Below are 14,346 nucleotides of genomic sequence, written 5' to 3'. Positions count from 1 at the left end.
ACCACCTACGCTCGCTCGACTTGACACAGGCCCGACTTGAACGGCGGGTAGCCCGTCACGTGGTCGAACTCGCGCTCGGTCAGCTTGTTCACGTTCGCCTTCTCCCAGCCGTGGAAGATGTCCACCACGCCCGGCAGCACGAGGTTCGTCACCTCAAGCTTCACCTCGATCTCGCCGAGGTGGTTGAACACGCGCACCTGATCGCCGTCTTCCAGACCGCGCTCAGCCGCCGTCTTCGGATGCAGGCGCACGATGGGATCGGGCATGAACTGGTTGAGCCAGGGGCAGTCGCGCAGCTTCGAGTGCGAGTACATGGGCACGCGCGAGCCCGTGTTCAGAATGAGCGGGTAGTCCTTCGCGCGGTCGGGCGTGCTGATGGGGCTGCTCACCGGTTCGTTGTACAGCGGAAGGCCCTCCAGCCCGCATTCCTTCATCACTTCGGACACCAGCTCAATCTTGCCGCTGGGCGTGTTGAAGCCGGGCTGGCCGTCCTTGCGGATCTTGCCCGTCTCGTACTTCTTCGGCTCGTAGGGGGCGCCGCCCGGCACCGCGTAGCCGTCGGGGTTGTCGCGCAGGTCCTGCATGGTCACCTCGAGGCCCGACGTGCGCAGCACCTCCGCCAGCGCCTCTTCCACGCTGCCGTCGAAACATTCCTCCGCATAGCCCAGGCGGCTGCCCAGTTCCATGGCCACCTGCCAGTCCTCGCGCGCCTCGCCGCGCGGCGTGATCACCGGTTCGCGCAGGTAGATCTTCCGACCGAACACCGCGAAGGGGGCCATGCGCTCGAAGCACATCGCAGCGGGCAGGATGATGTCCACGTAGTCGTGCGTCCAGGGACGGATGTAGTAGTCGGCCGCGCAGGCGAAATCGAGCTTGCCGATGGCCTCCTGGTAGAGGTGGCTTTGCGGCCACATCATGGCGTTGCCACCGAACATCACCATGGCCTTGATCTTGCCTTCGTCCACGTATTCGGGGAAGCGGTTCGTCTGCATCTGCTTCACGAACTTCGTCCACACGGGGAAGTCCTGCAAATCGTACCGCTTCGAGGCCAGGTCGGCATCGTAGATGTCCTCGCGGTTGAAACCGGCCGTGCTGGCGAACAGGTCGAACGGCAGGCCCGGATTGATCTCCAGGCCGCCGGCCACGTCCACGTTGCCCGCCAGCGCCACGAGCGACGCGATGGCGCGCATGTTGTTGCCGGCGTTGGTGTGGTGCACCTGCGGGCTCGCGCTGCTGATGAACCCTCCGGGGGTTTCCTCGCCCCACAGCTTGGCGGCCGCCTCGATTTTTTCGGCCGGCACCCACGTGATTTCGGCAACCTTTTCAGGCGTGAACTCTTGCACGTACTCTTTGAACTCATCGAACCCGTGTGTCCAGTTCTGGCAGAACTCCTCGTCGTAGTAACCGTCGCGCAGCATGACGTGCGCGATGCCCAAAGCCAGTGCGCCATCGGTACCGGGGCGCAGCTGCAGATGGATGTCGGCAAGTCCTGTCACCGTGGGCGTGACGCGCGGATCCACCACGATGAACTTGCAGCCCTTCTCCTTCGCGTTCATCAGCTTGCCGAAGCGGTTCGGCAGCGACCACGCCGGGTTGAGCGACCAGATGAGGCACGACTTGGAATTGTCGTTGGGATTCGCGCCGAGCGTCTGAAAGCCGTACACGAGCCCCGTGCCGATAAGCGTGGCATAGGCGCAGGTGGAGCTCTCGTTGCCGTACGTGGGCGTGCCGAACAGGTTGGCCAAGCGGTTCACCGCGCCGCGCGGCTCCTTCGGGTCGCCGCAGTAGAAGAACACGCCCTCGGGGCCCATCTCGTCCTTCACCTTGTTGAGCGCGGCGACGATGGTGTCGTACGCCTCGTCCCAGGTGATCTGTTCCCAGCCGGCGTCGCCCTGGCCCTTCGGCTTCGTGCGCTTCATGGGGTGCAGCAGCCGATGCGGGTCGTACAGCTCCTGCAGCGCGGACAGGCCCTTCGCGCACAGCGGGTCGTTGGGGTAGTTCGCGCGCGACACCACGCGCACGATCTTGTCCTCCTTCACCGTGGCGGTGATGCCGCATTTGGGCGAGTGGTTGCACATGTCGCAGTACGTGTGCTTCGTCACCTCGGGCGCGGCCTCGTCGGCGAACGCGTTGTCGGGGTAGACGAACTCGTAGCCGCCTTCGATGGCGGTGATGCCGATGGCCATGGCCGCGGCGCCCTTGAGGAACCCGCGGCGCGACAGGCCAGGCGCGGCCGTCGTGCGAGCGGCGTTCGCGGCCGTCGTGCAGGCAGCGTTCGCGGCTCCGTTCGTGCTCTCGTTCGCCAGCTTACTCATGGTCCTCGCCGCCTTTCGTCTCGACTTCCGCCTTGCTGTCGCGCTGGTTCTTCACGCCCACGGCGATGCCCGCGCCCGCCGCAGCCGCAACGGCGACGGCGCCGATGGCCGCCGGCAGCGGAATGCCGGGGTCGGCCGGCTCCGAGTCCACGCCCTTGTTGGCCACGGTCTGCACCTCGGCATGCGGCAGCAGGTTCTTCGGCATGCCGTCCACCGGCATATAGTAGAAGTGCGTGTTGCGAATCTGCACCGGGTCGTTCTTCGAGATGAAGACGCTGACGGGGCTCTCGGGATCGTCCAAGTCGCCGAAGTAGCGCGCGTTGCCGGGGCAATTCTGCACGCAGGCGGGCTGCAGCCCCGCATCGAGGCGGCCCGCGCAGAAGATGCACTTCTCCACCACGTGCGTGCGTTGGATGCCCTCGGCCTCGTACGGTGCCTGCTCGGCGGTGTCGAAGTAGTTGCCCTCTACGTCGTTTTGTATGCGCGCCCCGTACGGGCACGCGTGGATGCACGACCCGCAGTTGATGCACTCGTCGTAGTCCACCATCACGATGCCGTCGTCGCGCACGTACGACGCGCTGGTCGGGCACGCGTTGACGCACGGCGCGTCCTCGCACTGCATGCAGGCATGCGGCAGGTAGCAGCGCCGATTGTCCGGATCCTCGCCCCACTCGCGTGCTTCAACCTTTCCCCAGGCCACACCCGGTTTCGTGTTGTTGTGCATCTGGCACGCCACGACGCACGCGTAGCATCCCGCGCAGCGCCGTAGGTCGATAGCCATCCCCATGTTCGCCATCGGTTCCTCCTCGTCCTGTTGGATTTTCAACCTGCCTGCACTGTACGAAACGGGGAAGGACGCCGGTAGAAGCCCCGGCGCAAGCTGGCGCTGTCGTGCGCAAGCAGACGATGTTGCGTAGGAAAGAATCGGCGGGCGCGGCGCGCCTTGGGATACAATAGGGACGCCCGCGGCACACGACGACAGGAGGGGTTCGTGACCACGACGCAGGACTACGATGCCATTCTCATCCCCACGCTTCCGTTCAAGCAGCTGCGCTTCGGCGAGTATCTCGACCAGGCGCGCAAGCGAAAGCTGTTCAAGGGCGAGTACATCGACCTCACGTGCATAGACAAGGACGACCGCTACTTCTATTACGTTGAAAAAGGGCAGCTGAAATGCTGCTACGAGAACGAGGACGGGGCGCAGATCGTCCTGTACTACCGCAATGCGGGCAACGCGTTCCAGGCGGAGTACCACCGGTTCGCATCGATCGGGCAGAACCGCATGAAGTTCGTCGCCACGAAGGACACGGTGGTGTTCGCGTTCACCATGCAGCAGCTGTTCGACATCGTGCGCGACGATTTCGAGCTGTTCGACGAGCTCATGTACGTGGTGCACATGAGCTTCGCGCAGATCGGCCACCGCATCGGGAACACCGGCATCCAGTCGTCCAGCAAGCGCATCCTCACGTGGCTGACGAAGCTGTGCGAAGTGCGCGAGCCCGACGCCGAGGGCGCGTACCGCATCGAGTGCAACCTCACGCTGCAAGCGCTCTCTGACATCCTGCTGGTGCACATCACCACGTGCAGCAAGCTCGTGACCGCCCTCGAAACGCAGGGCGTGATCGAGCGCACGAAGACGCACCTGCTGGTGAAGGATTACGAGAAACTGCTCGCGTACAAGAACGAGGAGAACCCCGTGCTGTATTAGGGGGCTTGCAGAGGCACGCTCGCGCGAAGGTGGACGCAAAACGGCACCCATGACAATTTCGAGGGTGCCGTCGGGGTCCAAAAGACTCGCGAGGTTTTCACCACCTGGGGTTTTCCGCTTTCCGAAGGCGCACAACGAGAGCAATGCGCCTTCGGATTGTCATGGGTGCCGTTTTGCGTCCAGGCGAACGACACCCCGTCCCCTACACTCCCTGCAAGCAGGTGTCCATGGCGTAGCGCAGAACGTCGGAGCGGTTGACGGTTCCCACGATGGCGCCGTCGCGCACTACCGGCACCTTCTTCACGCGGCGCGTCGCCAGGAGGTCGCACGCCTCTTGCAGCGACGATCCAGCGTCGAGGGACACCAGCTTGTCGAACGCGATCACGCTCACCGGCAGCTCGATGAGCTCGCGCAGACGCTCGTCGAACGTTTGGTTGTTGGCGGCTTCCACCAGGGAATACGATCCCGTGATCAGCGGATGCTTGTCGGCCAGATAGCGCATCACGTCGCCGTCGGACACGAAGCCCGCCGGCCTCCCCTGCTCGTCCACCAGCGGCAAGCCTCCCACTTTGAGGTCGACGAACGCGCGCATCGCTTCGCGCACCGGCGCGGCGTTCGACAGCGTGTAAGGATCGGCCTCCATGAGGGCCGCGAGCACCGACTGCGGAGCGGCCGCGCGCTCCACGGCCCGCTCGGACGCACGCCGCCGCGCCGCGCGAGCGTACACGAGCGCCAACGCGAACCCGGCAACGCCGATGACTGCGGCAACCACCATCGCAAGGGCGAATCCGTCGGCCGTCGCCTGAGCGCCGCTTGCGCCGCTGGCCGCAGCGCTCGCCTGCCCCGACGACATGATGCCGATGTACAACGACGGTCCGATGCATGCCGCGATCTGCACGAACGTGGTCATGAGCGCCACGCCGAAGGGGTTTTGCTGCGGCGGCAACGCCCGCAGGCCTGCCGTCTGCGAGGGCGAGAAGATGAAGCCCACCGCGACGTACATCACCAGCATGGCCACGAACACCGCGGGCACGGACAGCTGCGGTGCGACCACCACGAGTGCGATGAACCCGACGGCGACGCCACCGAATCCCAATGGCAGCAGCGGCCACTCGCCGCGCTTGTCCATAATACGGCCGCCCAGCAGCGTCGAGCCCGCATTCGCCAGTACGGGCACGAGGATCACGAGGCCGGCCGCGAACGCGGTCATACCCGCCGCACCCTCGAAGTACAACGGCAGCAGCACGCTCATCGAGAACATGCTCATCATGGCGATGGTCACCAAAACGAGCGCGGGCCAGAACGAGCGGTTCTTCATCGGAGCAAGGTCGATGAGCGGATGAGCGCACCGCAGCTGGCGCACGACGAACACCGCCGCCGCAGCCACCGCCAGCGCCAGCGTCGCGGCAGCCATCACGCCGTTCGTCGTCAGCTGCGTCAGGCCGTACGACAACGCTGTCAGCACCACGGCGGACAGCACCACTGATACCGCGTCGAGATGAGCCTCGCTCGTTTCAAAGTTCTTCACATAGAAGAAGCCGAGCACGGCCAGCACGGCCATCGCCACGATAGGCACGATGAAAATGCTGTGCCAGCCGAGCATGGTTACCAGCGCACCGCACACCACCGGGGCGAACGCAGGACCGAACGTGATCATGCAGCCGCCGACCGACAGGTACGTTCCCAGCTTGTTCTTCGGCGTGACCACGAGGATGGTGTTCATCATGAGCGGGATGAAGATACCCGTGCCCACGGCCTGCACAAGACGCGCGATCAGCAGCATCTCGAAGCTGCCGGCCACGAGGCCCATGGCCGACCCGACGATGCTCAACGCGGCCGCGCTGAAGAACAGCGTGCGCACATGAAAGCGCCGGTAGAGGAACGCCATGCACGTCACCACGACGGTGGCAACGATCATGTAACCGGTGACCAGCCATTGGGCTGTCACGGAGTCGACGCCGTAGTCCGCCATGATGGACACGAGCGCCATGTTGACGAGGTTCTCGTTGAACCCCGCGAGGAATGCGCTGCCGTACAAAACAGACAACAGCAGCACGAGAGATTTCCCTTGCATACAGGAAACGTCCTTTCATCTTCGGTTGTCTTGATTGGCCCCATCGAACCTACCAGCGCAGAAGGCGCCTTTCGGGGAAACGAGACACGCCGCATCCGCACCAGAGCGCGTCGCAGCACCTTCGATTCTAGCGAAACGAAAGCGTTTTCGTAAGTGTTTTTTCGTCTCGAACGCGTACGCAAGATTCGCGTGCAAACCACGTGAGGAGCGCGTGGAAACCGCATCGGGAACGCTGGCAAGAATCATGGAAACCACGTTGGAAACACGTGGAACAAGCGCTGGATCGAGAAGACTCTCTTGGAGTTCGCTACCCGCGTCATCGAGCTTGTTCTCATGATAAGGAGCGCGCTCCTAACCCGCAGGGGAAAGGAGCGCCAAGACTAAACCCAAACCGCCGAAGCGATCCGAGAGCCGTGGGGAGTTAGCCGCTCCCTGCGGCTCGGCCCCAGTATACAAAACGGATCGCCGCGCCGCAAGAGAAATGTAACCGCCAGGTTTCACGCCGCACTTTCGCGCGAGTCGCTCTCCTGTTGCTCCGCGCGCTCCACGCGGCGCTTCGCGAGCCAGCTTTCGACGCCCACGGCGGCGATGCCGCACCAGATGAGCGCGAAGCACACGGCGTGCGCCGGGGTGAACTGCTCGCCGAAGAACGCCACGGCCAGCACGAGCGCGATCGTGGGGCTGACGTACTGGATGAACCCGAGCACCGTCATGGAAATGCGGTTCGCGGCGGCCGAGTACAGCAGCAGCGGGATGGCGGTGAGCAAGCCGCAGCCGACGAGCAGCGCGAAGTCGAGCGTCGGCGATGCCACCGCAAAGGGGTCGGGCGTGGCGGGCACAACCTGCCAGATCCAGGGAGCGAGCGCGCCCACCGTCAACGCCACCCCGCCCAGCAGTCCCGTGAGCAGCGACTCCAGCGCCATGCCGGGCAGCGCCGGATAACCGCCCTTCTTCTTCACCGCGCCGTACGCGCTGAACGACAGCGCCAAGGCAAGCGCGATCCACACGTCGCCGCCGTGCACGATCATGAAGTACGCCACGCCCGTTGCAGCCAGAATTGTGGCTACCTTCTGCATGGGCGTCAGCCGCTCCTTGAACACGAGCAGGCCAAACGCGATGTTGCACAGCGGGCACAGGTAGTAGCCGATGCTCGTCTCAAGCAGATGCCCGCTGTTCGCCGCCCAGATGTACACGCCCCAGTTGCACGTGACGATCAGCCCCGACGCGAGGAACGTGCCCACCGCGCGCGGGTCGCGCAGCAGATGGACGAACCGCGTGCGTTTCACGAACGCGCACAGCAGCACCACGAACACGCACGACCACACCATGCGCCACGACAGCACCTCGAGCGCCGGAACGGCCGACAGCAGCTTCCAGTAGACCGGCATGACGCCCCACACCAGATGGCAGCCAATGCCCTGTAAAAAGCCGATCCGCTCGGACCGGCTGTCTCGAACCGCGATGTCTTCCATGCTACAACCGAATTCCCATCTGCTCGAACACATCGTCGGAAAGCGTCGCGCCACGCACGCCGCACACCGCGCCGGCGACGCGGTTCGCAAGCGCCAAGGCGTCCTCCCACGTCCGTCCCGCCATGCGCGCCGCGGCAAGCGCGCCCAAGTGCGCGTCGCCCGCACCGACGGTATCCACCACTTCGACGGGCTCCGTAGGCACGAGCACGTGTCGTCCGTCTTCAAACAGGTGCGCGCCCTCTGCGCCAGCCGTCACCACCACGGCGTTGCCGCACTCCCGCGCCAGCGCGTAGCCGGCTTCTTCGAGCACGTCCAAACCCGTGTACGTGCGCGCCTCCAGGTCGTTGAGGTGCCACACCGGATGCAGCGCGTTGATGCGCGCCGTCTTCTCCGCGCCCACGCCCATGATGCGCGGGCCAGGCGCGAAGAACAGCGGCAGCTCGGGATGCTGCTCGAAAAAGCCGACGATGGCGTCGCCACCCGCGCCCTCCACCTCGTAGCCGCTGGCCAGCCCGCATCCGTATCGCGTGACGTCGACGTCCTCGAACCACGCGGGCTCGAAGTAGCGGTCGATGCCCGGCATCGTGAGCATCGTGCGCTCGCCGTCAGGCTCCACGAAACACACGCACCCGCCGTTATCGCGCCCGTCCGGCACACGCAGCGCTTCCAGGCCGCGCCCGGCCAGCTCACGCTCGGCGAACCCGGCGAATACCCCGTCGCCGACAGGCGCGAACAACCGACACGGGGCACCGAGTTGCCGCAGCACGTTCGCCGCATTGAACGCGCATCCGCCCACGGTCGCCCGCACCTCGTCGGCCACGATGCCCTCGCCCGACCGCGGCAAGCGCGGCACTCGGCACACCATATCCACCATGATCGCGCCAACCGCCAGCACGGCGTTCGTCTCGTTCGCCATCGTTCTCCTTCTCAGCTTTCCGCCACTACGCAAAAGCGGCCGCGACGCAATCGCCGCGGCCGCCCCTCGTACCGTTAAACCGCTGAATATTGCGGCGCTACACGTCCAAATGCTTGAACGCTTCGGGCACTTCCTTGTAGCCCTTCGATTTCACGGCCCCGATGATCAGGCCGATGACGAGCCAGGTGACGCCCACGGCATACGTGGCCAGCTCGAAGCCGGTGAACACGTACCCGAGGATGAGGATGCCGATGAACGGGCAGATCAGGTACATCAGGATATCCTTGAACGACGCGCGCTTCTTCTCCTTCACGAAGAAGAACCAGAACACGGCGAAGTTCAGAAGGATGAACGACGACAGCGCGCCGAAGTTCACGAAGCCCGCCAGCGTGCCCATGTAATCCTGCAGCGGAAGCGCCAGGCACAGCGTGACGACGCCCAGGAAGATGGATGCAACCCACGGCGTGCGGAACTTCGGATGCACCTTGCCGAACACGCGCGGGATCACGCCGTCGCGGCCCATGCTGTACAGCAGGCGCGAGGATGCCATCTGAGCGTTGATGATGTTCGCGATGCCCACGGCGATGATGTTGACCAGCAGCATGATCTTGTAGAACACCGGGCCGCCCACCAGGTACACCGAATCAAAGAAGCCCATGTCGGGATCGGTGGCCGCCCAGTCGGGCTGCACGATGGCGGCGATGTAGGTCTGCGCGACGAACACGACGATGATAATGGACAAAGCGATGATGATGCCCTTGCCGATGTTCTTCTCAGGCTCGCGCGTCTCCTCTGCCAGCGTCGACATGCCGTCGAAGCCCAGGAACGAAAGCGCGGCGATGGAGATGCCCGCCGCCACGAAGTGCGCGTCAACCTGGCCCGGCTGGTAAATCGGGTCGAGCACGAAGCCGCCTGCACCGCCGCCGCCCAGCACGAAGTTCGTGCCGAGGGCGATGAATGCGACCACGGCCACGATCTCGACGACGAAGATGACCCAGTCGACGCCGCGGCTCATCTGGATGCCGCGGATGTTGACGAACGTGTTGAACGCGATGAACGCGACGGCCCACAGCCACGCCGGACTACCCGGTACGAGCGCAACGCCCCAGTTCATCACCATGACGATGAGCAGGGAGGGCACCAGCACGTAGTCGAGCAGGATGAGCCAGCCCGCCATGAAGCCCACGTGCGGGTTGATGCCGCGCTGCACGTAGGAGTAGACGGATCCCGCGATGGGGAACCGCTTGCTCATGCGCATGTAGCTCATGGCCGTGAACAGGATGGCCACGAAGCCGATGATGTACACCAGCGGCGTCATGCCGTGGCTGTTCTGCTGGATGGTGCCGAAAATGGACTGCGGTGCGATGATCACCATGAACAGGACGCCGTACAACACCACGTCCCACAGTCCCATACCCCTTCGCAGCTCTTGCTTGTAGCCGAACTGCTCGATGTTCTCTCCGGATACCTTCGCCGGAGACCCGTCTTGAGCCGACATGGTCGGTCCCCCTTACTCTTGGCGCGGTTGTGCCGCGCTTCTCCATCGCTCCGCTGCGCTAAAGCGCTGAGATGCCAGCGCACTTGCGCAGATAAGCGGCCTGCCCGTATTATCGCGCGTCACACGCGCGAACGCCATCTTTTATTTGGCGGTTTTGGCGTCGTTTGGCGCCTAGGCCCTCGTTCAGCGCTCGTACGACTCTTTGAGCGCCTTGAACGCGGGCATGCTGCGCTCGATGGTGGCGCGCGGGATGCAGTAGCTCACACGCACCCAGCCGCCCACGCCGAAGCTGTCGGACGGCACCAGCAGCAGCTCGTGGGCTTTCGCGCGGTCGCTGAACGCCTGCGCGTCGTCCTCGAGCGCACGCACCCACAGGTAGAACGCGCCCTGCGGCTCCACGAACTCGTAGCCCAACTCGCCGAGGCCCGCCGTCAAAAGCTCGCGGTTGGCCGCGTAGGCCGCAACGTCGGAAGGCTCGTCGATGCAGCGCTCGATGACGCGCTGGAACAGCACCGGCGCACAGATGAACCCGAGCGCTCGTCCTGCCCCGGCCACCGCCGTGGACACTTCGCGCGCGTCGTCCATGAGGTCGGACACGTACAGGTAGCCGATGCGCTCGCCCGGCAGCGACAGCGACTTCGAGTACGAGTAGCACACGATGGTGCGGGCCCACACGCACGGCACATAGGGAACCTCGTCGCCGTACGTGATCTCGCGATACGGCTCGTCGCTGATGACGTACAGCTTGCGGCCGAGCTCTTCCTCCTTGCGCGCGAGCAGCGCGGCGAACGCTCGGAGGTTCTCGCGCGAGTACACGGCGCCCACCGGGTTGTTCGGCGAGTTGATGATGATGGCGCTCGTCTTCGGCCCAATGGCCTGCTCGAGCGCGTCGATGTCCAGCTGGAAGTCGGGCACGTGGGCCGGCACCTCCACGCAGGTGCATTCGGCCGTATCGATCCACACCTTGTACTCGGGGAAGTACGGCGCGATGATGATCACCTCGTCGCCCGGCTCGGTGACGGCCGAGATGGAGATGGCGAGTCCCGCCGCGGCGCCTGCGGTGAGGTACACCTGCTCGGGCTGGGCCGGCACGTCGTAGCGACGGCGGATATGGTCGGCCACGGCCTGGCGCACGCGCGGATCGCCGGCTGCCGGCGAGTAGCCGTGCAGTGCGCTGGGCTCCTCGTCCATGAGCTCGATGACCGCCTGCCTCACGGCCTCGGGCGCGGGCACGCTGGGGTTGCCGATGCTGAAGTCGAACACGTTGTCGGCGCCGATTTCCGCCTTGCGCGCCATGCCGTAGGCGAACAGCTCGCGAATCGCGCTCGGCTCGGCTCCCAACCCGTACATTCTCTCGTTCACCATGTGCACCACGTCCTCGTCCTGTCGCACCGTTTCATCGTTGATTTCGATGAGGAACAGGGTAGCACACCGCTCGCGTGCGAGAATCGCCCTTAGAGGAACGGCGTACGATGACGATTTAGTGACATATACTTCGATTCGGTGGCGAGCCTCCATAATGAACGCTGTTCACCTATAGGCAAGGAGGCGCATCATGAAACGACTTATCAACACCGCGCTCGTCTACCTCATCGCCGGGGCGGCGGCGGGCGTGTTCTTCCGCGAGTTCACGAAGTTCTCGCAGTTCGACGGCACCACCACGCTCGGGTTCATGCACCCGCACCTGCTGGTGCTCGGGTTCGCCATGTTCCTGATCGCCACGCTGTTCGCGCTGGCTGACGACTACACGCACGACAAGCTGTTCATGCCGTTCTACATCGTGTACAACGCGGGGCTCGTCGTCACCGTATGCATGATGTTCGTGCGCGGCGTGGCGGAGGTCACGGGCGCGCCGCTCGTGCTGCCCGACGCTGCGCTCTCGGGCATTGCCGGCCTCGGCCACATCATGATCGGCGTCGGCCTCGTGCTGCTGGTCATCATGTTCAAGCGCGTGGTGAATCGCAGGGTGAGCGCTCGGGCGTAAGATCCCCTTCCCTCTCAGCGCGAAGCCTGCTCGCACGCCTTGGACCAAGCCCCGCATACCCCTCGGCCATCCCGAGCGGCCGGCGTAGCAGCCCTGCGACAGATGTTCGCTGCAGGGCTGCTACGGTAATGGATTCGAAATTTTTCTTCGATATTTTACCGAAGCTCGGGGCCTCGCGCCCGGAGCGCGCCTTCAGCCGCTCCGAATCCGGCTTTTCCCACCGCGCGAGGCGGTTTTCGGACGGTTTCTCCGCCTTCGAAGGGAGTTTTGGAGCCCTGATTGCCTGATACGGTAAAATATCGAAAATTTTCTCCGATTCTATTACCGTATTCGAGAAACAGAGCGCTCTGCGACCCCTCCGACAGCTTCAAGCGACGCCCGAACCGAACCGCGGCGAACGCGAGGCCGATCGAAGCAAGAGAGGCACCCGCCGGAACCCCGGCCCGAGGATCCGGCGGGCGGCCAAAATACACCGAGGCCGCTCGGGGAGGGGCGAGCGGCCTCGGGCGGTACGGCAGGTTGCGGCCTCGCGCGCCGCAGCCGCCCGGCATCCTGCGGCGCGCATCGCGCGCGCCGCAGGATGTCGGCTACTTGCCGGCGGCGGCGTTGCGGCCGGCGAGGCGGCCGAACGACATGGCCATGGAGTGGCTCGCGCCGGCGACCGTCACGGGGTAGTCCACCAGGAAGCGCCCGCCCATCGTGTTGCCCGCCACGAACAGGCCGGGCACCGGGTTCTTCTCGGCATCGAGCGCATGGCAGTCGACGTCGCAGTCGATGCCGCCGATCAGCACGAGCATGCCCGAATCGCCGAACGGAGCCACGTAGTACGGCGGGTTCTCGATGGGGAACAGGCGCGTGGACACCTTCGAGAAGTCCGTGTCTTTGCCCGCATGCGCCAGCTCGTTGTAACGCTCGATGGTCTCGGTCAGCGCGTCGGCCGGGATGTTCACGGCCTTGGCCAGCTCCTCGATGGTGTCGGCCTGGATGATGGAGCCCGCCTCGATCTCGCTCGCGAAGTACGTGTCGGACGCATAGCCCGCAGCGAAGTGGTTGATGGCATGCTCGTACTCGGCCTCCTGCTCGGGCGGGATGTAATGAGTCACGCCACCGAAGCACTGGGGCATCACCGACAGCTGTTCTTTCCACTTGCTGTCGAAGATCTGGTACGACACGCCGCCCTTCTGGCGCTTGATGGCGTTCTGCAGCTCCTGCGCTCCCACGTCCTCGTTGGCGAAGCGCTTGCCGTCCTGGTTCACCATGAGGTACGGGTCGATGCCAATGGAGTTCGTGCCCAGGCTGTGCGTCATCGGCGCGTACGGGCCGTCCTCCATGACCGCGCCGGCCCACAGGGCCATCTTATGACCGTCGCCCGTGTTCACCGGCTTGCCGCTCTTATCCATGCTGCTGAAGAACACGCCGTACTTCGTGGCCTGGGGCGCATAGTACGTCAGCATCTCGGTGTCGCTCGACATGTCGCCGCACGACAGCACCACGCCGTTCTTCGCATTGACGCGCACGATATTGCCGTCCTCGTCGGACGCGTACACGCCCACCACCTTGTCGCCATCCTTGATGAGCTGCTCGCCCTTCAGGTTGAAGCGCGCCTCGGCGCCGGCTTTCTGCGCGGCCTCGAGCGTGCCGTGCATGGCCCAACCGTGGTCGGGCAGCAGGTGCACCATGCCGGGAAAGCAGGGATAGTTCTCTTCGCGCCAGTTGTAGTTCTCGTTCGCCGGGCAGCGCTCGGGGAACACGTAGGGCTTCTCGGGATCGGTGGGGGTGTCGTGGTCGCTGGTCAGCAGCTCGTGCTCGGCGGTACCGATGTACCAGTCCAGGTCTTGTCCCGAGTTGCCGATCCAGTAGTTCAGCAGCTGCGCGTTGGGGCGGTTGCCCATGACCCGCATCAGCTCGTTGACCACTTCCTGCGTCTCGGGCTGCTCGATGCCCAGCTGCTTGTGGATCTCGCTGCCGAACGTGCCGAACTCGCCCGATCGGTAGCCCACATCGGGGCCCTTGTCGAAGCCGAACACCTTGGCGCCCGACTCGGCGGCCTCGCGCAGCGCGCACACGCCCGCCAGGCCGAGGCCCACTACGCACACGTCCACGTCGACGGTCTCGGTCACCTTGGACTCGTCGATGGGCTCCGGCGCGTTCAAGAACGACGGCACGAACTCGGTGGGCTTGCCGCCCGACGCACTCGCGCCTGCGCCCGTCGCGCTTCCGCCGTCGGCCGCGCCCGCGTCGGCACCCGCGTCGCTCTTCGCTGCCGGCGCGCATCCCGCAAGGCCCGCAGCCCCGGCTACCGCAGCCGTGGCCCCCAGGCCGAGAAACGAACGACGGGTAAGCTTCTGTTCCTTCATGATGATCCCCTTCCCTCTTCTA

At 64.8% G+C, this 14,346-nt stretch carries 10 protein-coding genes; 2 read left to right on the top strand and 8 right to left on the bottom strand.

Going from position 1 to position 14,346, the window contains the following annotated elements; genetic code table 11:
• Positions 1-5: 5 nt before the first annotated feature.
• On the bottom strand, positions 6-2,315 hold the full coding sequence (locus tag C1A15_RS03460) for a molybdopterin-containing oxidoreductase family protein (RefSeq protein WP_101721275.1): 2,310 nt from the start codon (positions 2,313-2,315) through the stop codon (positions 6-8).
• Entirely contained in the window at positions 2,308-3,111 is an 804-nt protein-coding gene (locus C1A15_RS03455; RefSeq protein ID WP_101721274.1) for a 4Fe-4S dicluster domain-containing protein, read from the bottom strand. Before C1A15_RS03455 ends, C1A15_RS03460 begins: the two co-directional genes overlap by 8 nt.
• A gap of 195 nt (positions 3,112-3,306) precedes the next feature.
• Here C1A15_RS03455 and C1A15_RS03450 point away from each other — a divergent pair, with 195 nt between their 5' ends.
• Positions 3,307-4,023, top strand: coding sequence for a Crp/Fnr family transcriptional regulator (locus tag C1A15_RS03450; RefSeq protein ID WP_101721273.1), 717 nt, complete (start codon positions 3,307-3,309; stop codon positions 4,021-4,023).
• 202 nt (positions 4,024-4,225) lie between these two features.
• Here C1A15_RS03450 and C1A15_RS03445 read toward each other — a convergent pair whose 3' ends face one another.
• The 5 genes from C1A15_RS03445 to C1A15_RS03425 form a co-directional block, all read right to left on the bottom strand.
• Positions 4,226-6,097, bottom strand: coding sequence for an MFS transporter (locus C1A15_RS03445; protein WP_101721272.1), 1,872 nt, complete (start codon positions 6,095-6,097; stop codon positions 4,226-4,228).
• 497 nt (positions 6,098-6,594) lie between these two features.
• Complete coding sequence (rarD, locus tag C1A15_RS03440; protein ID WP_180952981.1) at positions 6,595-7,569, bottom strand: EamA family transporter RarD; 975 nt, start codon at positions 7,567-7,569, stop codon at positions 6,595-6,597.
• 1 nt (position 7,570) lies between these two features.
• Positions 7,571-8,485: a carbohydrate kinase family protein gene (locus C1A15_RS03435; protein ID WP_101721270.1), complete on the bottom strand. Its 915-nt coding sequence runs from the start codon at positions 8,483-8,485 to the stop codon at positions 7,571-7,573.
• A gap of 97 nt (positions 8,486-8,582) precedes the next feature.
• Complete coding sequence (locus C1A15_RS03430) at positions 8,583-9,983, bottom strand: APC family permease (protein ID WP_101721269.1); 1,401 nt, start codon at positions 9,981-9,983, stop codon at positions 8,583-8,585.
• Positions 9,984-10,166: 183 nt separating this feature from the next.
• Positions 10,167-11,348 (bottom strand): pyridoxal phosphate-dependent aminotransferase, encoded by a 1,182-nt coding sequence (locus C1A15_RS03425; protein ID WP_101723676.1) that lies wholly within the window; start codon positions 11,346-11,348, stop codon positions 10,167-10,169.
• Between the two features lie 190 nt (positions 11,349-11,538).
• Between C1A15_RS03425 and C1A15_RS03420 the strand changes: the two genes are divergently transcribed.
• Complete coding sequence (locus C1A15_RS03420) at positions 11,539-11,967, top strand: DUF2871 domain-containing protein (RefSeq protein WP_101721268.1); 429 nt, start codon at positions 11,539-11,541, stop codon at positions 11,965-11,967.
• 587 nt (positions 11,968-12,554) lie between these two features.
• Here C1A15_RS03420 and C1A15_RS03415 read toward each other — a convergent pair.
• On the bottom strand, positions 12,555-14,324 hold the full coding sequence (locus C1A15_RS03415; RefSeq protein WP_101721267.1) for an FAD-dependent oxidoreductase: 1,770 nt from the start codon (positions 14,322-14,324) through the stop codon (positions 12,555-12,557).
• Positions 14,325-14,346: the final 22 nt, after the last annotated feature.

It is taken from the genome of Eggerthella timonensis, assembly GCF_900184265.1.
GTDB lineage: Bacteria > Actinomycetota > Coriobacteriia > Coriobacteriales > Eggerthellaceae > Eggerthella > Eggerthella timonensis.
The sequence above is the reverse complement of the archived record's forward strand: the minus strand, read 5'-3'. Positions and strand labels throughout refer to the sequence as shown.